Annotated in this window: 16 protein-coding genes; 10 read left to right on the top strand and 6 right to left on the bottom strand. The window is 71.9% G+C overall.

Translation table 11 applies throughout. The features are described 5' to 3' along the window. Positions 1-66 precede the first annotated feature (66 nt). The 3 genes from ACLQ23_RS07330 to ACLQ23_RS07340 all read left to right on the top strand — a co-directional run bounded on the left by ACLQ23_RS07330 (position 67) and on the right by ACLQ23_RS07340 (position 5,155). Entirely contained in the window at positions 67-2,454 is a 2,388-nt protein-coding gene (locus ACLQ23_RS07330; RefSeq protein ID WP_425880465.1) for a M4 family metallopeptidase, read from the top strand. A 145-nt stretch (positions 2,455-2,599) separates the two neighbouring features. Further along, positions 2,600-3,367, top strand: a complete 768-nt coding sequence (locus ACLQ23_RS07335; RefSeq protein ID WP_425880466.1) for an enoyl-CoA hydratase/isomerase family protein — start codon at positions 2,600-2,602, stop codon at positions 3,365-3,367. Positions 3,368-3,625: 258 nt separating this feature from the next. Next, entirely contained in the window at positions 3,626-5,155 is a 1,530-nt protein-coding gene (locus ACLQ23_RS07340) for a protein kinase domain-containing protein (RefSeq protein ID WP_425880467.1), read from the top strand. Between the two features lie 119 nt (positions 5,156-5,274). On the opposite strand, the gene ACLQ23_RS07345 is transcribed toward ACLQ23_RS07340, so the two are convergent. From ACLQ23_RS07345 to ACLQ23_RS07360, 4 genes are all read right to left on the bottom strand, one after another. Then, positions 5,275-5,718, bottom strand: a complete 444-nt coding sequence (locus ACLQ23_RS07345) for an HNH endonuclease (RefSeq protein WP_425880468.1) — start codon at positions 5,716-5,718, stop codon at positions 5,275-5,277. Between the two features lie 221 nt (positions 5,719-5,939). Continuing rightward, entirely contained in the window at positions 5,940-7,154 is a 1,215-nt protein-coding gene (locus ACLQ23_RS07350; protein WP_355627807.1) for a hypothetical protein, read from the bottom strand. Positions 7,155-7,220: 66 nt separating this feature from the next. Further along, positions 7,221-8,774: an FAD-dependent oxidoreductase gene (locus tag ACLQ23_RS07355; RefSeq protein ID WP_425880469.1), complete on the bottom strand. Its 1,554-nt coding sequence runs from the start codon at positions 8,772-8,774 to the stop codon at positions 7,221-7,223. Between the two features lie 29 nt (positions 8,775-8,803). After that, complete coding sequence (locus ACLQ23_RS07360) at positions 8,804-9,286, bottom strand: MSMEG_6728 family protein (RefSeq protein ID WP_355589875.1); 483 nt, start codon at positions 9,284-9,286, stop codon at positions 8,804-8,806. 95 nt (positions 9,287-9,381) lie between these two features. On the opposite strand from ACLQ23_RS07360, the gene ACLQ23_RS07365 reads away from it, so the two are divergent. The 6 genes from ACLQ23_RS07365 (at position 9,382) to ACLQ23_RS07390 (ending at position 16,928) form a co-directional block, all read left to right on the top strand. After that, positions 9,382-11,322: a potassium channel family protein gene (locus tag ACLQ23_RS07365; protein WP_355627804.1), complete on the top strand. Its 1,941-nt coding sequence runs from the start codon at positions 9,382-9,384 to the stop codon at positions 11,320-11,322. Between the two features lie 99 nt (positions 11,323-11,421). Further along, on the top strand, positions 11,422-11,712 hold the full coding sequence (locus ACLQ23_RS07370; RefSeq protein ID WP_355627801.1) for a DUF1778 domain-containing protein: 291 nt from the start codon (positions 11,422-11,424) through the stop codon (positions 11,710-11,712). After that, positions 11,709-12,230: a GNAT family N-acetyltransferase gene (locus ACLQ23_RS07375; RefSeq protein WP_355589866.1), complete on the top strand. Its 522-nt coding sequence runs from the start codon at positions 11,709-11,711 to the stop codon at positions 12,228-12,230. The genes ACLQ23_RS07370 and ACLQ23_RS07375 overlap by 4 nt, the downstream gene beginning before the upstream one ends. Positions 12,231-12,273: 43 nt before the next feature. Next, complete coding sequence (locus ACLQ23_RS07380) at positions 12,274-15,132, top strand: BTAD domain-containing putative transcriptional regulator (RefSeq protein ID WP_355627798.1); 2,859 nt, start codon at positions 12,274-12,276, stop codon at positions 15,130-15,132. A gap of 30 nt (positions 15,133-15,162) precedes the next feature. Continuing rightward, positions 15,163-16,146: an ATP-binding cassette domain-containing protein gene (locus tag ACLQ23_RS07385; RefSeq protein ID WP_355627795.1), complete on the top strand. Its 984-nt coding sequence runs from the start codon at positions 15,163-15,165 to the stop codon at positions 16,144-16,146. After that, positions 16,143-16,928 carry an ABC transporter permease gene (locus ACLQ23_RS07390; protein WP_355589857.1) on the top strand — a complete coding sequence of 262 codons (786 nt, stop codon included), beginning with the start codon at positions 16,143-16,145 and terminating at the stop codon, positions 16,926-16,928. Before ACLQ23_RS07385 ends, ACLQ23_RS07390 begins: the two co-directional genes overlap by 4 nt. A gap of 9 nt (positions 16,929-16,937) precedes the next feature. Here the strand turns inward: ACLQ23_RS07390 and ACLQ23_RS07395 are convergent, their stop codons facing one another. Together ACLQ23_RS07395 and ACLQ23_RS07400 are read right to left on the bottom strand one after the other, a co-directional pair. After that, positions 16,938-18,185 (bottom strand): APC family permease, encoded by a 1,248-nt coding sequence (locus tag ACLQ23_RS07395; RefSeq protein ID WP_425880470.1) that lies wholly within the window; start codon positions 18,183-18,185, stop codon positions 16,938-16,940. 11 nt (positions 18,186-18,196) lie between these two features. After that, positions 18,197-18,934: a phosphatase PAP2 family protein gene (locus ACLQ23_RS07400; RefSeq protein WP_425880500.1), complete on the bottom strand. Its 738-nt coding sequence runs from the start codon at positions 18,932-18,934 to the stop codon at positions 18,197-18,199. Between the two features lie 118 nt (positions 18,935-19,052). Here ACLQ23_RS07400 and ACLQ23_RS07405 point away from each other — a divergent pair, with 118 nt between their 5' ends. After that, complete coding sequence (locus ACLQ23_RS07405) at positions 19,053-20,276, top strand: DUF4032 domain-containing protein (RefSeq protein WP_053654390.1); 1,224 nt, start codon at positions 19,053-19,055, stop codon at positions 20,274-20,276. Positions 20,277-20,285 lie beyond the last annotated feature (9 nt).

Genomic DNA, 20,285 nt, shown 5'->3' on the forward strand with positions numbered 1-20,285 from the left:
CAACACATGGCTATATCTACATGCGTGACTACCCCCGTCACACTCTTTCTCCTTCCAGGAGGGCACGTGAAACGATCCGTCGCCGCCGTCAGCGCAGCGCTGCTCACCAGCGGCCTGCTGACCTGTGTCGCCACCGCGGCACAAGCGGCCCCACCCACCGCCCCCGCGCCGGGCGCCTCCGCCGCGGCCCAGGCGGCGAGCGTCCTGCGAACGAACCCCGGCGCGGTCCAGGGTTCGAGCGCCGAGTCCTACCAGGTGCAGAGCACCAAGGTGGACGCCTCCGGCGCGGCGCACACCCGTTACACCCGGACCTACCAGGGCCTTCGGGTGTACGGCGGTGACTTCGTCATCCACACCGCGCCCAACGGCACCTACGCCGGCAGTTCGGTCGGACTCGCCGCACCGCTTACCGTCGCCACCACGGCCAAGGTCACCGCCGACGCGGCAAAGAAGGCCGCCCGCGCCGAATTCACCGGCAAGGCGGAATCGGTGGGCGCACCCGAGCTGTTCGTCGACGCCAGCTCCGGCAAGGGTCGGCTCGCCTGGGAAACTGTGGTCAGCGGCTGGCAGCCCGACGGGCAGACCCCGTCCCGGCTGCACGTCATCACCGATGCCGTCACCGGCGCGGCAGTGGGGTCGTACGACGAGATCGAGTCGGTGGTCGGCAGCGGCCAGGGCATCTACAGCGGCTCGGTAAGCATCGACACGACGCTCTCCGGCAGCACGTACCAGATGATCGACCCGTCGCACGGCAACGGCCGTACCTGCGACATGAACAACGGCACGTCCACCTGCACCACGTTCACCGACGCCGACAACGCCTGGGGCACCGGCGCCGCCTCCAACCGGCAGTCTGCCGCCGTGGACGCGCACTTCGGTGCCGCCAAGACGTTCGACTACTTCAAGAACGTGCACGGCCGCAACGGGATCTTCGGCAACGGCCAGGGCGTGCCCAGCCGCGTGCACTACGGCAACAACTACGTCAACGCCTTCTGGGACGGCGCCCAGATGACCTACGGCGACGGCTCGGGCAACTCCCGGCCGCTGGTGTCGCTGGACGTGGCCGGGCACGAGATGAGCCACGGCGTCACCGAGGCGCTTGCCGGCCTGGTCTACTCCGGCGAGTCCGGTGGCCTCAACGAGGCCACGAGCGACATCTTCGGCAACATGGTGGAGTTCTACGCCGCCGCGCCGAGCGACCCGGGCGACTACCAGGTCGGTGAGAAGATCAACATCAATGGCAACGGTACGCCGCTGCGCTACATGTACAACCCGTCGCTGGACGGCTCGTCCGACAGCTGCTGGTCCACCAGCACCCGGAACAAGGACGTGCACTACTCCTCCGGCGTCGCCAACCACTTCTTCTTCAACCTCGCCGAGGGCACGGGCGCCACGTCGTACGGCACCTCTCCGGTCTGCGGCTCCGCTCCTGCGGTGACCGGCATCGGCCGGGTCAAGGCCGAGAAGATCTGGTACCGGGCGTTGGACGTCTACTTCACCTCCAACACGTCGTACGTCAACACCAGCAACCCGGCGAACACCTCCCGCGCCTACACCCTGCGCGCGGCCACCGATCTGTACGGCAGCTGCTCCACCGAGTACAAGGCCGTTCAGGCCGCCTGGACCGCTGTGAACGTGGCCGGCAGCGACTCGACCTGCTCGACCGGCAACGACTTCTCGGTGTCGCTCTCGCCGACCTCCGGCGCGGTCAACCCGGGCAGCTCGGTCTCCACCACTGTGGCGACCGCCACCACCAGCGGTACGGCGCAGACCGTGACGTTCTCCGCGTCCGGCCTGCCCAGCGGGGCGACCGCCGCGTTCAGCCCCGCCTCGGTGACCTCGGGCGGCTCGTCCACCCTCACCATCAGCACCTCGGCGAGCACCCCGCCCGGCACCTACTCGATCACCGTCAACGGTGCCGGCGCTGTCACCCGCAGCGCCACGTACTCGCTGACAGTGAACGGCACCGGTGGCGGCTGCACCGCGCCGGGTCAGAAGCTGGCCAACCCGGGCTTCGAGTCCGGTGCGACCGGCTGGACGGCCAGCTCCGGCGTCATCACCAACTCCAGCACCCGGCCGGCCCGCACCGGGTCGTACAAGGCGTGGCTGAACGGGTACGGCAGCACCCGCACCGAGACGCTGGCCCAGTCGGTGACTCTGCCGGCCGGCTGCTCGTCGTACGCCCTCAGCTTCTGGCTGTACGTCAACTCGGCCGAGACGACCACAAGCGTCGCGTACGACAAGCTCAACGTGCAGGTGCTCAACTCGAGCGGAACGGTGCTGGCCACGCTGGCGACCTACTCGAACCTGAACAAGGGCACCAGCTACAGCCAGAAGTCCTTCTCCCTGGCCGCGTACGCCGGTCAGACCGTCAGCCTGAAGTTCACCGGCACCGAGGACTCCTCGCTGCAGACGTCCTTCGTCATCGACGACACGGCGCTCAACGTCTCCTGACCTGAGCTGACACGCCAGGACCCGGCGGCCACCCCTCACGGGCGGTCGCCGGGTTCGCGCCGTTATGGTCGCCGCACCGCCGTGTGCCGGCGGGTCGGATCGGCGGCGTACGCCCCCGGACGGCTGACGCGGAAAGGGGGCGGACGTGTCGGACGCGGAGTTGACCGTCGACGTGACCGGGCCGGTGGCGACCGTGGTGATCCACAACCCGGCTCGGCGCAACGCGATGACGGCGGCCATGTGGCGGCAGTTGCCCGAGCTGCTCGATCGGCTGGAGCCCGACCCCGACGTACGCGCGTTGGTGCTGACCGGCGCGGGCGACGCCTTCTGCGCCGGCGCCGACCTCGGTGACCTGGCCGAACTGCTGGACGCGGGCGACGCCAGCATCGCGGTGACCGCCGAGGAACGCCTGGCCAGTTTCGCCAAGCCGACAGTGGCGGCCATCCGGGGTGCCTGCGTCGGAGGTGGCGCCCAGCTCGCGGTGGCCTGCGACCTGCGGATAGCGGCGGACGACGCCCGGTTCGGCGTACCGCCGGCCCGGCTCGGCCTGGTCTATCCGGCACCCACCACCCGCCGGCTGGCCCGGCTGGTAGGCCCGTCCGCCGCCAAGCACCTCCTGTTCACCGCCGAGCTGATCGACGCCGAACGCGCCCTGCGGATCGGTCTGGTCGACGAGGTGCTGCCCGCCGACCGGCTCACCGCGCGGGTGGACGAACTCACGGCCACGATCGCCAAGCGTTCGCCGCTGAGCGTCGCAGCGGCCAAGGAGATCGTCGACGACCGTGCCGGGCCGGCGCGGATCGCCTGGTGGCACCGGAAGGTGGTGACAACTGGCGAGGCCCGGGAGGGCGTGGCGGCGGTCGCCGAACGCCGTACGCCCCGCTTCGCCTGGCGAGCGCCAACCGGCGGCTGATCGGCAGCCGCTGCGGCCCGGCAGCCGGGTGGCCCGCCTACCTGTCAGTGCCCCCTTTGCTCTGCTTCAACTGACGCAACACTTACGGCTCGTATCTGTTGCGTGGGTTGAAGCAGAGCAAAGGGTGTGACGGGGCACCTGCCGGGCCGCGTGAGCCCAGCCGGACCTGACCGCCCCACGGTCGTTGTCGATTTCATGTATGGCAAGACCTCGATCCCGGGTGGTGTCGGCCCGGGGCCGTACGGCAGGCTGTCCGTCGTGCAGCGTGATCGGGTGCTTGCGGGCCGCTACCGGCTCCTGGAGCGTCTCGGCGAGGGCGGCATGTCAGCGGTGCACCGGGCGTACGACGAGGTGCTCGAACGCGACGTGGCCGTGAAGGTGCTGGTCGTCTCGGGTGCACACGGCAGGCGGCGGATCCGGGCGGAGGCCAAGGCGGCGGCCCGGCTGTCGCATCCGCACGTCACAAACGTCTACGACTACGGGGAGTCGCCGCTCGACGGTGTCCTGGTCCCGTTCGTGGTGCTTGAACTGCTCGACGGCCACACCCTCGAACAACGGCTGGCCGCCGGGCCGCTGCCGCCCCGCGCCGGATTGCGGGTCTGCGCCGAGGTGGCGTCGGCGCTCGCGGCAGCGCACGCCCAAGGGCTGGTGCACCGCGACATCAAGCCGGGCAACGTCATGCTCACCCCCGCCGGGGCGAAGATGCTCGACTTCGGCATCGCGGCCGCGATCGGCGACCCGGAGATCGACTTCGAAGGGCGGCTGCTCGGTACGCCGGCCTACCTCGCCCCGGAACGGCTGGCCGCCGGCGAGGTGCTGCCGGCCTCCGACGTGTACGCCCTCGGATTGCTCCTGCACCGGGTGCTCACCGGCCGGCTGCCCTGGGCCGCCGAAGCGCAGGTCGGGATGCTGCGCGCGTCCGAGCACGTCGAGCCGGACCCGCTGCCCGATATCGATGGCGTGCCAGCCGAGGTCCAAAGGTTGTACCGCTGGTGCCTGGCCCACGATCCGACCGACCGGCCGCCGGCCACCGAGGCGGCCCGCATCCTGCTGGTCGCCTCCGGAGCGGTGGATCCCGTCAGCGCCGCGGTCGGGACGGCTGTCAGCGCCGCCCAGCCGGCGTCGACCACTGCTGCCCAGGGCGGCGATTCCGCCGAGCCGAAGCGAGCTGCGGCAGCCGAGTCGGGCGGGCGGGTTGAGTCGGGCGGGCGGCAGGGGGCGTGGCGTCGGCGGCGGGCGATCCTGGCTGTCGGTGGCGCGCTGATGGCCGCCGTGGCGATGGCAGGGCCCCTTGGCGACTCGAACAATCGTCGACAGGGGCAGGACGCGCCGCCGACAGGCGTCGGCCCGGGCACCACGTCGGTGGGGTTTCCCCGTACCGCCGAATCGGCCGCTGCGACGGACCCTCGACCGTCTGCGGCTCCGTCGGCCAGAGACACCTCGCCCGTCCCCCGGCCCGGCCCTCCGAGCAGACCGGGACGGACGTCCACCCCGAGCCCGACCGCCACCATCCCCGGGCCCGCACCGACCGGGGCCGCCTCGCCGCCCAGCTCGTCCTCCGGCGTACCGGTGGAGGCGCGTGGCGGAACGGTAACCGTTCGCTGCGTGGGAAAGCTGGTCGAGGTGCTCGCGGTGACGCCAGCGCCCGGCTACCGGGCGGAGACGTACGACCCGGGACCGGCCAAGCAGGTCCGGCTCGGCTTGGGGTCCGCCGGGAACCGCAGCGAAATACGGGCGCACTGCCCCAACGGCCGTCCGAAGTCGACTGTCAAGGAACGCGCCTCCTAGCCGAGAGCGCATCCCTCACCAGCGGCTGCAGCGACGGCACGCACCCTGGACCAGGGGCCGGCGGGTGCCGCGCCGGGACGCACCCCGATGCGGCCCCCCGTTCCCGCCGGCCCGGTCGGTCACCGCGCGGCCAGCGCCGACCAGCCCGGGGTCACCGGCTCCCGGCGCAGCGGCATGGCCGCCTCCGCCGGCGTCCGGTCGCCCTTGCGCTGGTTGCAGGCGTAGCAGGCGGCGGTCGTGTTGCGCCAGGTGTTCCGGCCACCGCGCGAGCGGGGCAGGATGTGGTCGATTGTCGACGCCGGGCCGCCGCAGTACGCGCAGCAGCGGTTGTCGCGGCGCAGCACCCCGGCGCGGGACCAGGCCGGCCCGGCGCCGAACCGCCACCGGGTGACCACGTAGCGGACCAGCCGCACCACCCGGGGCATCGGGAAGACACCGATCACCTGGTCCGGCTCGGCCTCGTGGATCTCGGCCACCCGGCGGCAGAGCATCCGGACGGCGTGTTGAACGGTGACCCGGTGCAGCGGGCCGAGGTCGGCGTTGATGACGAGGACGGCGTCCACCGGGATCTCCTTCCAGAGGCGGACTGATCCGGACAGCGAAGAGCCGCCCGGTCCGGCTGTCGGACGGGGCGGCTCAGCGCGTTCGGGTACGCGTCAGTCGGGCCGGCCCGCCCGGGGACCTTCCGCTCGGCAACCGCCGCCGGGCAGCACCGACGACGACACGGTGGTGACGTGCCACATCGTCATTGCCTGCTCCCGCGGTGGTGGTTGACCTTGCGCGATCACGGTAGGTCGGCGGGGGAGAGAGGGGCAACGTATTTCGATCGGCTCTCGGGCGACTCGGGGCGTCGCTGACGACGGGTCCGGGGAGCGGTTCCCACCGAGCGGCGGGCGATGGCCAGCGGCCGGTCCAGTCGGAGTGCCATCCGCGCGGTGAGTTCGCTGTCCAGCAAAGGCCGGTTGACCTCGGCGGCGACCGCCAGGGCCGGGCCGGACACGGAACGCCAGATGGCGGCCAGGCCGGCGCCGAGGCCGAGCAGTGCGACGGCGGCCCGGGTGGTGGGCGAACCGACCGCCGCGGCGGCGCTCACCCCGACCACGGCGAACAGCACCACAAGCAGGGGCACCAGCACCGGCCAGAAGATGCCCCGGGCGGCCTGCGCCACGAGCCGCCGGTCGCGGATGATCAGGTTGCGGGCGACCACCGCGTAGTCCTCCTCGTCGAGCAGGTCGCGGGGGTGCAGGCCACCGGTGAGTACGCCGCGCCACAGGTCACCCTGGTTGCGCAGCTCGCGACTCAGCTCGGCGGCGTCGGGCTCGGTCGGGTCACCCCGCCCGGCCCGCTCCACCACTACCGCCCAGGCTGCCAGCGAACGGCGTACCACGGCAGCCGAGTACGGCGGCAGGACGCTTGCCAGCTCGTCCAGCCAGCGACTGAGCTGGATCTGGCGGCCGCTGAAGCGGCGCAGCAACTGGGTGGCGTCGCCGGGCCGGACAGTGTCGGCCAGCGACCGGCCGAGCCGGTAGGCCAACCCGATCCGGAGGTTGGTGGCCATCGCCCACCGCAGCACCTCCACGTTGAGGTCGTCCAGGGCGAGCAGCAGCGATTCGAGGTCGAGGGGTCCGGGCTGGTCCAGGTCGGGCAGCCGGTCCAGCTCGGGGAGTCGGGCGCGGGCGGCGGACGTGTCGGGCAGTTGCCCGGTGTGCCGGGTGAGCGCGGCGATCTGGGCCAGCGCGACGTCGACCCCGTCCAGGTACATCCGCATCCGGCGCGGTGTCGACATCTCGGTCAGGTTGGAGAGCTTGGCCGGCGGGTGGGTGGCGACGGCGGGTGAGGACTCGGCGTGCTGGCCGTGGTGGTACGCGTCGGCCATCCACCAGCCCAGCCGCAGGGCGGTGACGACGCAGGCACGCTCGTCGCGCAGTAGGGGGTACGCGTCGTCCCGGCCGGACTCCTCGGCCAGCGGGAGGCTGCCGGCGCGGTGCAGTGGTGACATCTCCGCTGCCCTCCCGCCCGGTCGATCGACGGATGATCATTCGAGCGTACGGCAGCGGGCTGTCGGTTATGTAGGTTTTTGTCGGTTTGGGGTCTGCCGCCCGGCGAGCAGCCCTCGGGGGCGGATCGACCGCACCGGCTCGGCAGCAGCGCCCTCGGCGCGCAGGATGTGGTTCGCCGCGATGATCCCGGTTGCCGCGGAGCGTTCCATGAGGGCGCTCGGGAAGTCCGTGGCGATCCCGTCGCCGGCCAGGTAGACGCCTGTCGCCTCGGTGCGTACCCCCGGACGCCAGGCGTGGCTGCCCGGCGTGAACGCCGGCGCCTGTGCCTCCACCCGGGCGCGCAGCTCGCGGACCCGCAGGTCGGCGGCCTCCGGCCAGAGCGTCACCAGCTCGCGGCGCATCCGCTCGGCCAGCTCGTCGGCAGGCACGTCGGGTTCGCAGGCGTACGCGTGCAGCTCGACGACCGAACCGCCGGTCTGCCGCGCCCAGCGGCGTGACTCGTTCTCCAGCCGGTGGTAGAGCGTCACCGAGTCCAGTGTTGGTTGACGGGACACACCGCTGAACACCGCCCGCTCGGCGGACACGTCCCCGTCGCACCAGTACCGGGCCACCGCGTACGGCGGGCCGGGCGTGCCGAACGCGGGCATCCGCTCCGCCAACTCCGGTGCCTGCTCGACCAGGTCGGGAGAGGCCGCCACCAGCGCGGCGAGAGCCGGCGGATCCACCGCTAGCACCACGTGGCCGGCCGAGTGACTGCCGCCGTCGGTGGTCGTCACCCGCCAGCCGTCGGCGTCACGGTGCACACCAGTCGCACCGGAGCCGACGCGCACCTGGCCGCCGTGCTTCTCCACGTGCCGGGTCAGCGGCTCCCAGATCGCCGTCGCGTAATCCTCGTCGGGGCAGTCGAACGCCAGCCCTTCCGGGTTGCCGAGCAGATAGAAGTGGAACTGGGCGACCATTTCGGCTGCCGACATCTCCGCCTCGTGGTTGAAGAACGAGTGCGAGAAGACCTCGAACAGCATTGCCCGCGCCCGGTCCGGCAGCCGCAGTGACGCCAGCAACTCGTCGGCGGTGCGGTCGTCCAGCTCGGCGTAGGTGCGTACCGGGTCGTAGCTGAGCAGCGGCAGCGCGGCGTCGCGGTCCATCGACCGCAGGTCGGAGAGGCGCAGGCTGGGACTGCGCAGCAGCAACGCCAGCAGGTTGGCCGGCGGTGCCGGCGGCAGCTTGCCGAACTCCTCCGTCGGCCACTGTTCACTGAGGATCGGATAACCCGGAATGGGCTTGAGAAACCCCAGGTCGGCGTCGACGCGGCGGAGGATGGACCGCCAGTTGTAGTACTGCCGGAAGAACGCGTGGAACCCGTGCTCGTTCTGCTGGCTGCCGTCGGCGAGCGCCTCCGGCCACGCGCCGAGCCGGCCACCCAGTGTCGGCGCGGCCTCCAGCACCGTCACCGCCACACCCCGCTCGGCCAGCACGACCGCCGCCGACATGCCGGCGATCCCGCCGCCCACCACCACCGCCGACACCGGTCGCGGTACGCGGTCCGCGCCATCGCCGCCCGGGTCCACCACGTGCTGACGTACGCCGATGAGCCGACCCACCACTCGCGACAGCGCCACGGGCACCTCCCTCTCCCCGCCAGTCTCTCCTAAGGCAGGCAGCGGCGCTCTCTGTCGGAGGCCGGCCAGACGTACTCCAGGTCCGTCGGCACGTCCGGGCCGAAGATCGAGCCGTAGTGCTCCGGGTCCTTGCGCAGCAGCGACGAGCGGTGGCTGAGGTGCAGGTCGTCGCGACCCAGCCAGGGCGGCAGCTCGCCGGCCCGGGTCAGTTCGTCCTGGGTACGGATCACCCCGGGGCCGCAGGCGGCGGCGAGGTCCACGGCCAGCGTGGCGGCACACGTGTCGGCCCGACCCGGCTCGGTCCAGACCGCGCACATGTCCAGCCCGTAGCGGGTGAGCGCCTCCTCGTACCCGGCCCACATCTTCACGGCGGGGTGGTTGCGCCAGCCGTACCCGGGGCGGGTCAGCCCGCGCAGCACCTGGATGGCCTCCACCCGCTGCTTGCCCAGCCGCCTCTGGTCCAGCGCGCGGGCGCTGGCCAGAAAGTCCGGATACGGGAGGAAGGTCTGCATGGCAGTGCTCTACCCGCCGCGTGGGGCCGGCATGCCTGGCCGGGGATGATCCGGACGGGGTCGCCCAGTGTGGTGGTGCTGACTACGATCCGGACATGGCTGAGCCGTGGCGGGACCGGGCGCGACGGGCGGTCGAGTGGAACTGGCGACTACGGGCCGCCGGGGATCCCCGCCCGCACTACGTGATCTGCGGCCGGGACGCACTCGCCTACTACGTCGCCCACGCGATCCTCGAAACCGAACTGCCGGTCGGCGGAGCCCGGGTGACAGTCGTGGTGCCGGAGCGCTACCCCCGCAACGCCCCGGACGTGGCAGCGTTGCGCGGGGTCCGGGTGGTCCGCTCCGACCGGCTGGACGTGGCCACCTTCGAAGCCGCCGGGCTGGCCGGTGCGACCGGGCTGGCCCTGCTGCACCAGGACGACGTGGGCAACCTGCACGCCGCGCTGTGCGCACAGGCCGTCGACCAGCGGGTCCGCCAGGTGCTGCGCATGTTCAACGGCACCCTCGCCGACGGCGTACGCAAACTGCTCAAGGCGCCCGTCGAGGTTCTCTCCGACGCCGAGATGGCAGCGCCGGCCTTCGTGGCCGCCGCGCTCGGCGAGGTCGACCCCAGTTCCTTCCAGCACCGGGACAAGACGCTGCGGGTGGCTCGGCGGGCCGACGTCCGCCCGCAGGACGTGGTGTGCGCGCTGGCCCACGTCAGCGAGGAGCAGGGCGTCAAGCTGCTGCCGGCCGAGCAGGCCGGCGCGGACCTGGTGCTGGCCGAGGCCACCGGTCAGCCGCCGGGCACCGAGGTCGCCGCCCGGCGGCTGGTCCGCGCCCGACGGCGGCGTCGTCCGGTGGCGGTGCTGATGCGCGCGGTACGCGGCTTCGCCACCCGCAAGATCGGCATCGCGGTGATGCTGGTGCTCGCGCTCATCGCGGTGCTGGGGGCACTGATCTCCCGCGCCGAGAACGTCTCCCCGCTGGAGGCGCTGTACCTGACGCTTGTCACAACGCTCAGCGGCGCCGACCCGGACACCGCCAAGCCACCGGACGCGCAGATCATGCAGGTGGTGCTCAACCTGGCCGGGCTGGCGCTGATCCCGCTGATCACCGCAGTGGTGGTCGACGGCATCGTCAACGCCCGGCTGGCCCTGCACACCGGCCGGCAGCAGCCGGCCCGGGCGGGGCACGTGGTGGTGATCGGCCTGGGCAACGTCGGCACCCGGGTGATGGCACGCCTGCGCGAGTACGACGTCGAGGTGGTCGCCATCGACAAGGACCCGGAGCCGCGCGGCGGTGCCCTGGCCCGGCAACTGGAGGTGCCGTTGATCGTCGGTGACGCCGCCCTGCCGGAGACGCTCATCGCCGCGTCGGTGGCCGACTGCCAGGCCTTGGTGGTGGCGTCCACCGACGATGTGGCGAACCTGGAGGCGGCACTGACCGCCCGGGACCTCCGCGACGACCTGCGGGTGGTGCTGCGCCTGCTCGACGGCGACTTCGCCGCACGTGTCGAGGAGACCCTTGCCCTAGGCGTGTCCCGATCGGTCTCCTATCTGGCCGCGCCGGCCTTCATCGGTGCTCTCACCGAACGCGCTGTCATCACCACGATCCCTGTCGACCGGCACGCGCTGCCGGTAGCCGAGGTGCCTGTCGCCGCCGGCTCCGAGTTGGACGGCCGTCCCCTGAGCTCGGTCAGCCGGGACGGGCAGGTCCGCCTTATCGCCCGGACTCCGACCGGTGGGGGCAGGACGATCTGGTGGAAGGACCTCGACCCCCGTCAGGTGATCTTCGCGGGTGACCGGCTCACAGTTGTCGCCCGCCGACGCGGCCTGGACTGGCTGACCGGTCAGTGCGCCCCGCCCGCGCCGGTCTCCCGGCCGGCCGACTCGGTCCACGGCGGAGTGCACAGCCTGGCGGCGGCGGCCCCCGTGGTGCCGGGCCAGGCAGGTGCGGGGGTCGACACGACGCACCCCGTTCGTCCGGCGGGAGATCTGCCCTCGACGACCAACGGCGGTCTACCTGACGAACCCGAGGTGACCCCGTCGACATGACGGGACCGGCAAGGTGAACTGACGGCGTCCGGTGAGCCCGGGCCGACGTTGTCCAGCTACCCGAGTTGCGGTGGCGTACGCTGTGCGTACACTCGGGCTGTGAGTGCCAAGGCAGAGCGACTGCACCTGCGGGTCGACGAGCAGCAGAAGGCGTTGCTGGAGGCGGCGAGTCAGGCGTCCGGGGACAGCGTGTCGACGTTCGTGTTGAAGGCGGCGACCGAAGCCGCGGCGGATGTGCTCGCCGACCGGCGGGTGTTCGTGCTGGACGAGGACGCCTGGCGGGTCTTCGACGAGGCGTTGCAGGAGCCGGCGCAGGACGTCGCCGGGCTGCGGGAGCTGTTGACCGGTCCAACGGTGCTCGATCCGCCGGCAGATGGTGCGTCGCGGTGAGATCCCGCTTCTCGGCGGTCGAGCCGCTGTCGGCCGAGTCCGCAGTGACCGGGTTCGACTGCGGCTCCCGCGCACAGTCGGTGTGGCTGGTCGAGCATGCCCTACAAAGCCACCGAGCGGGCTTGTCCCGGGTGTACGTGGTGCGTGACAACGAGCACCCGGATCAGCGAGTGGTCGGCTACTACGCGCTGGCTGCCGGGAGTGTCGCTCCCGCCGATGCCTCACCTCGCCTACAGCAGGGGGCCGGCCGCTACCACCAACCGGTGGTGATCCTGACTCGGCTCGGAGTCGACCGCAGCGCCCAGGGCGTCGGTCTTGGTCGAGCGCTGGTGGTCGATGCCCTGCGGCGTATCGCCTCCGCCGCCGAGGTCATCGGCGTACGCGCCGTGCTCATTCACTGTGAGACAGAAGCTGCCCGCGACTTCTACCAAGGGCTGGCCAAGTTCGAGGCCAGCCCAACCGACCCCATGCACCTGCTGTTGCTGATGAAGGATCTCCGCCGGGCGCTGAGCGGCTGACCGATCCGCAGGAACCGGTCGACACTGAGCGACAATCCATGGCATGCGTTTCCGCGTCCTCGGGCCGACCAGGGTGCTGCTTGCCGACGGGCGAGAGCTTCCCGTGGGCGGCCCTCGGTTGCGCACGCTCCTGGCGCTCCTCCTGCTCAATGCGGGCCGCATCGTTCCCGCCGAGCGGCTGATCGACGGCCTGTACGGCGAGCACCCACCCCGTGGACCGGCCAACGCGCTCCAATCCCAGGTGTCGCGGCTGCGTCAGGCCCTGCCCGCAGAGGACGCCCTGGTTGAGTTTCACCAGGCCGGCTACCGCCTGGCGGTGGATCCCGAGGACGTCGACGCGCACCGGTTCGAACGTCTCGCCGAGTCGGGGCGCCGCGCGCTCGCCGCTGGTGACTGGTCCCACGCGGCGGCTGTGTTGCGCGAGGCGTCGGAGTTGTGGCACGGCCCTGCTCTGGCCGATGTGCTGAACGCACCAGCGCAGGCGGCACGGCTGGACGAGCTGCGGCTGGCCGCCGTCGAGGACCGGATCGAGGCGGAGCTGGCGTTGGGCGGGCACAGCGCGCTGGTTGCGGAGCTGCGGGAGCTCGTCGTCGCGCATCCGCTGCGGGAACGGGCGCGAGGTCAGCTCATGCGCGTCCTGTCCGGGCTGGGCAGGCCGGCCGAGGCGCTCGCCGAGTTCGAGGACGCGCGGCGCACGCTCGCCGAGCAGCTCGGCGTCGATCCTTCGGTGGAGCTTGCCGCGATCCATCTGGCGGTGCTGCGCGGTGAGGAACGCCCGGCGACCGAGCAGGCGCTCCCGAGCCAGCTCACCACGTTCGTCGGACGTGAAGAAGAACTGAAGCGCGTCGGTGACCTGCTCGGCGAGCGGAGACTTGTCACCCTCACCGGCCCCGGGGGAGCGGGCAAGACGCGGTTGGCGATCGAGGCGGCGGGCCGGGCCGGCGGGGAGATCCGTTTCGTCGAGCTGGCCGGGCTGACCGACGGGTCGGACGTACCGCAGGCGGTGTTGAGTGCGCTCGGCCTGCGCGACGCGGGTCTGCGCGCCCCGGCCGAGCACGGCCGACATCCGACCGACCGGCTGGTCGAGGCGTTGGCGGAGCGACGGCTGCTGCTCGTGCTCGACAACTGTGAGCACGTCGTCGCCGACGTGGCCCGGCTTGCCGCACAGATGCTGAGCGCCAGCCCGTCGCTGCGCGTCCTGGCCACCAGCCGCGAACCGCTCGGGCTGGCCGGCGAGGCATTGTGCCCGCTGTCCGGGCTCACAGTGCCGCCGCCCGACGTCCCGGCGCTGGCCGTCGACGACTTCGCGGCGGTGCGGCTGTTCGCCCAGCGGGCCGCCGACGTCGTACCCGGCTTCGCCGTCACGCCCGACAACGTCGAGGCGGTGCTGTGTATCTGCCGCACCCTCGACGGCCTGCCGTTGGCCATCGAGCTGGCCGCCGCGCGGCTGCGGGCGCTGCCCGTCGCCGAGGTGGCCGTCCGCCTCGACGATCGGTTCCGGCTGCTGTCGGTGGGCAGCCGGGCCGCCCCACCGCGGCACCGGACGCTGCGCGCGGTCGTCGAGTGGAGCTGGGACCTGCTCGACGACGACGAACGGAGGCTGGCCCGCCGGCTGGCTGCCTTCGCTGGCGGTACCACGCTGGAGGCGGCCGGGCGGGTCTCCGGCCTGCCCACCGCCGAGCTTGTCGACGCGCTTACCGGTCTTGCCGACAAGTCCTTCGTGGAGCTGGCCGGCGGCCGATACCGGATGCTCGAAACGGTGCGCGCTTTCTGCGCCGAACGCCTCGCCGAGGCCGGCGAGACCGAGCAGTTGCGGCGCGCGCACACCGCGTACTTCCTGGAGTTCGCCTGGAAAGCCGGTGACCACCTGCGCGGGCCGGATCAGGTGCGCTGGCTGCGACGGCTCGACGCCGAACGGGACAACCTGCACACGGCGCTGCGTCGCGCCACAGCTGCCGGTGACACGGCCGAGGCGGCCGGGCTTGTCGCGGCCCTGTCGTTCTACTGGTGGCTGCGCGGCATGCGCGGTGAGGGTGCCCGGCTGGCTGCTGCCGTCCTCGACCTGCTCGGCACCGAGGCACCGCCAGGGCTGGGCGAGGAGTACGCCCTCTGCGTCTACAACGCCTCGCTCGGAAGGTTCGGCCAGTTGTCGTCCCTCGGCTCGGAGCAACCGCTGCTCTACGGCCTCGACAGGCTGCCTCGACAGCCCTTCCTGCTGTATCTGTCGGGGATCTCGAACGGACCGCCGGCCGGCGGTGTCGAGGACGTCGACGACCTCATGCGGCACCTGCGGCGGCTGGCCGGCACGGATGTCTGGATCAACGCGCTCGGCACGATGGGGCTCGGCTCTGCGCAGATGTCGACGGGTCAGTGGGAGCGGGCCAGGACCTCGCTCGGCGTCGCGCTCGACGGTTTCCGGGGTGCCGGAGACCGGTGGGGGTCCATGATCACACTCGGCGCGCTTGGCGAGGTCGCTGCCTGGCAGGACGACCCGGACACGGCGAGCGATCTGCTGGACGAGGCAATGGGCCTGGCCGAGCAACTCGGGTCGGTCGTCGACCGGGCCGACATGATGCGTACGCGTGGCGAGATCCGGCTGCGCGCCGGTGACCTCGTGGCGGCGCACAACGACTTCGCTGACGCGCTGCACCTCGCCCAGCGCAGCGGCGCGCCGGAGTTCGTGTCCGCCTCCCGGCTCGGCCTCGCCCGGGTGGCACAGCTGCGCGGCGACCTCGCCGAGGCCAGGCGGCTCTGCGAGGCGGCGCTGGTCGGCGGACTCACCGGCTGGTACGTCGGCGAGGCCACCCGTACGGAGATCATGCTGGTGCTCGCGCAGATCGCCGAGGCGGAGCAGACCACCGTGACAGTGCCTGAACAGCAGCCGTCAGCGGACGGTGCGTGATCGGTCAGCGCTGCCATGCACCGTCGTGGCATGACGACATTCGAAGTGGTCGCCGAGGGGCTGGGCAAGCGGTACGGCCCGACCCTCGCGCTCGACACGTTCGACCTGGCAGTGCCGGCCGGTACGGTCCACGGGCTGCTCGGTCCGAACGGCGCGGGAAAGACGACTGCGGTACGGATCCTTGCCACGCTGCTGCGGTTCGACACCGGCCGGGCAACGGTGGCCGGCTTCGACGTGCTGCGTCAGCCCGACGAGGTGCGTGCCCGGATCGGGCTGACCGGGCAGTACGCGGCGGTCGACGAGATCCTCACCGGCCGGCAGAACCTGGAGTTGTTCGGTCGACTGTTCCGGCTCGGCCCGAAGGCAGCCCGTCGACGCGCCACCGAACTGCTGGAACGGTTCGGGCTCGACGAGGCTGCGGGGCGGTCCGCCGGTGAGTATTCGGGCGGGATGCGCCGTCGGCTGGATCTGGCCGCCAGCCTGATCCGTACGCCGCGTGTGCTGTTCCTCGACGAACCGACGACAGGCCTGGACCCGCGCAGCCGCAACCAGGTGTGGGACCTGGTCCGCGCCCTGGTGGCGGAGGGAACCACTGTGCTGCTGACCACGCAGTACCTGGAGGAGGCCGATCAGCTCGCCAACCGGATCTCGGTGATCGACGCCGGGCGGGTGGTCGCCGAGGGCTCGCCGGACGAGCTGAAGTCGATGACCGGCGGTGACCGGATCGAGGTGGTGGTGCGGGACGCGGCGCAGTTGGCCGGGGCCGAGCAGATCGTCGCCCGGGTGTGCGGCGTGCAGCCCGAGCGGGATGCGGAGATCCGGCGAGTGAGCGCGCCGGTCGCCGACCGGGTCGCCGGTCTGATCGACGTGGTGCGGGCGTTTGACGACGCCGGCATCGCTGTCGAGGACATCGGTCTGCGTCGCGCGACGCTCGACGAGGCGTTCCTGCACCTGACCGGGCACCTGTCGGACGGGGTGCGCGGGTCGGCCGCACGAGAGGCGGCTGTGGCATGACGACGGCGGTGACCGACGGCTGGACGATGACCAGGCGGAACATGACCCACGTGATCCGCGCGCCGGAGGAGCTGATCCTCTACTTCTCGTTGCCGATCATGTTCGTGCTGGTGTTCGGGTACGTCTTCGGCAGCGGCATGCAGGTGCCAGGTGGCGGCAACTACCGGGAGTTCCTGCTCCCGGGGGTCTTCGTGATGACGATGCTGTACGGCCTCGGCGCCACCGCGACGGGCGTGGCGCTGGACCTCAGCCGGGGCGTCGTCGACCGCTTCCGGTCGATGCCGATGGCGCGTTCCGCCCTGCTGGCGGGCCGTAGCGCCGCCGATCTCATCCGTGCCCTGCTGGAGATGTCCACACTGCTGGTCTGCGGCCTGCTCGTCGGCTGGCAGTGGCGTGACGGCGTGGGCCGGGCGCTGCTCGCTGTCGGGCTGCTCCTGCTGCTGCGCGTCGCGATCACCTGGGCCGGCATCTACCTCGCGCTGCTGGTTCGCAACCCGGACACGGTAGGCGTCATCGTCTTCCCTGCGGCGTTTCCGTTGACCGCCCTGTCCAACGTCTTCGTCGCGCCCGAGTTGATGCCGCGGTGGCTCGGTGCGATAGCGGAGTGGAACCCCCTGTCGGCGACCGTGGCGGCGATCCGCCACCTGTTCGGCAATCCGGGTCTGGGTGGCGATTCCTGGCCGGCGGAGAACGCCATACTGCTGGCGGTGCTGTGGCCGGTGGTCCTGATCGCGGTGTTCGCGCCGCTGGCGGTGCGCCGCTACCGGCGGCTGAGCCGCTGACAGTGGGCGCTACTCCGGTCGGCGGCGGGCACCAAGCGCCAGGTACCCGACGACACCGGCGGCGAGCACCCCGAAGCCCGCGACGACGCTGCCCAACGGCAGGTTGACAGCGAGCAGCAGGCAGCCGACAAGCCCCAGACCGGCGAGGACGCGGACCGGCAGTCGCCGGTCCGCGTCCCGGCCCAGGGTCAGCGCCGCCGCATTGGTGATCGCGTAGTAGACCAGCACCGTGCAACTGGAGAAGCCGATCGCGTCGCGTACGTCGCCGAGAAGCACCACCACGATCACCACGGCGGCCACGGCCAGCTCGGCGCGGTGCGGCACCTGGTGCACCCGGTGCACGGCGGCCAGCGCCCCGGGCAGGTCGCGGCGGCGGGCCATCGCGAGCGTGGTCCGGCCGACCCCGGCGACCAGGGACAGCAGCACGCCCACGACAGCGATGGTCGCCCCGGCGCGGACCACCCAGGCAAGGCCCGGCAGCCCGGCGGCGGTCACCACGTCGACAAGGGGCGCTGCGGAACCGGCAAGGCGGTCGGCGCCGAGCACGCCGAGCGTGACCACTGCCAGCACCAGGTAGATCGCGAGCACCGCGCCGAGCGCCAGCGGCACCGCGCGGGGAATGGTCCGCCGCGGGTCGCGGACCTCCTCGCCAAGTGTGGCGATCCGTGCGTACCCGGCGAACGCGAAGAACAGCAGCCCGGCGGCGGTGAGCACACCTCGCGCGGAGCCGCCGGAGTCGGTCAGTCGGTCCAGGTGCACCGGCCCGCCCGCCACGCCGACGACAGCCACCAGGGCCAGCACCGCGAGCACCACAGCCACCAGCACCTTCGTGGCGGTGGCCGTCTTGCCGATCCCCCGCAGGTTCACGGCGGTCACCGCGAGCACCGCGCCGACTGCGACAAGCCGGGCCTGCCCCGGCCACAGGTACGCCCCGATCGTCAACGCCATCGCCGCGCAGCTCGCCGTCTTGCCGACCACGAACCCCCAACCGGCAACGAAGCCCGCGAGCGGGCCGAGGCGTTCCCGTCCATAGACGTAGGTGCCGCCGGACTCCGGGTAGCGGGCCGCCAACCGCGCCGAACTCGTCGCGTTGCAGTAGGCGATGAAGCCTGCAAGCAGCAGCGCGGGCAGCAGCCCGGCGCCGCCGGCCGCCGCCGCGGCCGGGCCGAAGACCACGAAGACGCCCGCGCCGAGCATCGAGCCCAACCCGATGACAACCGCATCGGGTACGCCGAGCCGCCGCGCCAGTTGATCCACGAGCCGAGACCCTAGGGGTACGAGGTGAACGGCCGGTCCCATTCGCGTAGCCGGCCGGGGAGCGGCAGGTCGTCCCAGGGCACCCGGTGCAGCAGCCGGTCCAGCAGCAGCCCGAGCAGCAGCCCGGCCACCGAGTCGGTGAGCCAGTGCCAGCCCAGGTAGGTGGTGGTGGTGAGGACGACAAGCGGCGGCACCACCCGGATCACTGTGACCAACCGGGCCGGGAGCTGCCGGCCGAAGCTGCGCGCGAGCGGGGCGAGCAGCAGAGCGATGACGCCGTACCAGACGATGGCGTTGGCGACGTGGCCCGACGGGTAGGACTGGGCGAACCGGACCGGCAGGTCGTCGTGGAACAGCGGCAGCGTCTGCTCGGGAGGCAGGAACGGCTCCTTGACGCTTGCGCTCGGCGCGGCGCGGGCGGTCCACACCTTGAGTGGACGGATCGTCAGGTAGGTCAGCACGAACCCGACGACAGGCGGCAGCAGGGGGCGTACCGAGCGGAGCCGGACGGCCAGCAACACGCCCAGCCCAGCGGCGATCAGGGTCAGCGGGGTGCCCTGGCCGAGCAGGTTGAACACCCGCGCCACCCAGTACGCGACAGTCGGCCGGTGCCCGTCGGCCCAGTCGGCGACCGCACGGTCCAGCCCGAACAGTTGGTCGGCGGCGAGCGCGACGGTCAGCCCGACCAGTCCGGCAAGCAGCAGGGCGTCGAACCACCAGCCGGCCGGCCGGACGGGACGCAACCGCAGCTCACGTCGTACCCCCGAAGTTTTGAGCACGCGACCACGCTACCGGCCCGGCGTGCGGTGAGGTGTTCAGCGCTGTGGGCCGAGCCACGATGTGCGGCGGATGCGAGGGCGAACCGTCATGCTTGTGCCCGTGCGGATCACCTCTGCCCTCGTCGACCCGGCGCTGCTCGACCTGCCCTGGTCGACACCGCTGGAAGAGTGGCCTGCCCAGCACCTGGTGGCCCTGCCGCAGGGCATCTCGCGGCACATCGTCCGGTTCGTCCGGCTCGGCGACTACGTGTACGCGTTCAAGGAGACCCGCGAGCGGATCGCCGAGCGGGAGTACGACCTGCTGCGGGCGCTGGAGCGGATCGACTTCCCGTCGGTGGAGGCGGTGGCGGTGGTCGCCGACCGGCAGACCGACGACGGGGAGCCCCTCGAATCGGTGCTGATCACCAGGCACCTTCAGTTCTCCCTGCCGTACCGGGCGCTCTTCTCGCACACCTTGCGTCCGGAGACGATGAGCCGGCTGTTGGACGCCCTCGCCGCCCTGATCGTGCGGATGCACCTGACCGGTTTCTTCTGGGGCGACTGCTCGCTGTCGAACACGCTGTTCCGCCGGGACGCTGGCGCGTTCGCCGCCTACCTGGTGGACGCGGAGACGGGCGCCCTGCACAACTCGCTCTCCAACGGCCAGCGCGGCGAGGACCTGGAAATCGCCAGGGTGAACATCTTCGGTGAGGCGCTCGACCTCCAGGCCGCCGGCCTGCTGCACGAGTCCATCGACCCGGAGGTGGTCTGCGAGGAGGTCGTGCAGCGCTACGAACGGCTCTGGCACGAGATCACCTACGAGCAGGCGATCGAGCGGGAGGCCCGGCACGACATCGAGGGTCGCATCCGCCGCCTCAACGAGCTGGGCTTCGACGTGGCCGAGGTGGCCATGTCGACGATCGAGGGCGGGCGCTACCTGGTCCGCCCGAAGGTCGTCGACGCCGGCTACCACACCCGGCGGCTGCTGCGCCTCACCGGCCTGGACGCCGAGGAGAACCAGGCCCGCAAGCTGCTCAACGACCTGGACGCCTACCGGGCGGAGAGCGACCTGATCGACGAGCAGCAGGCGGCGCACCGCTGGCTCACCGAGGTCTTCGAGCCGGTGGTCCGGGCCGTGCCCGCGCACCTACGCCGCAAGTTGGAGCCGCAGGAGCTGTTCGCGCAGATCATCGAGCACAAGTGGCTGCTCTCCGAGCAGGCCGGCCGGGACGTCGGGATGCGTCACGCCGTCCAGTCGTACCTGGCCGACGTGCTTGTGCACCGTCCCGACGAGCAGGCAGTCCTCGGCGTCGAGGTTCCCACCGCAGGCTGATCCCGCCCG

It is taken from the genome of Micromonospora sp. DT41 (assembly GCF_049841715.1).
GTDB lineage: Bacteria > Actinomycetota > Actinomycetes > Mycobacteriales > Micromonosporaceae > Micromonospora > Micromonospora profundi.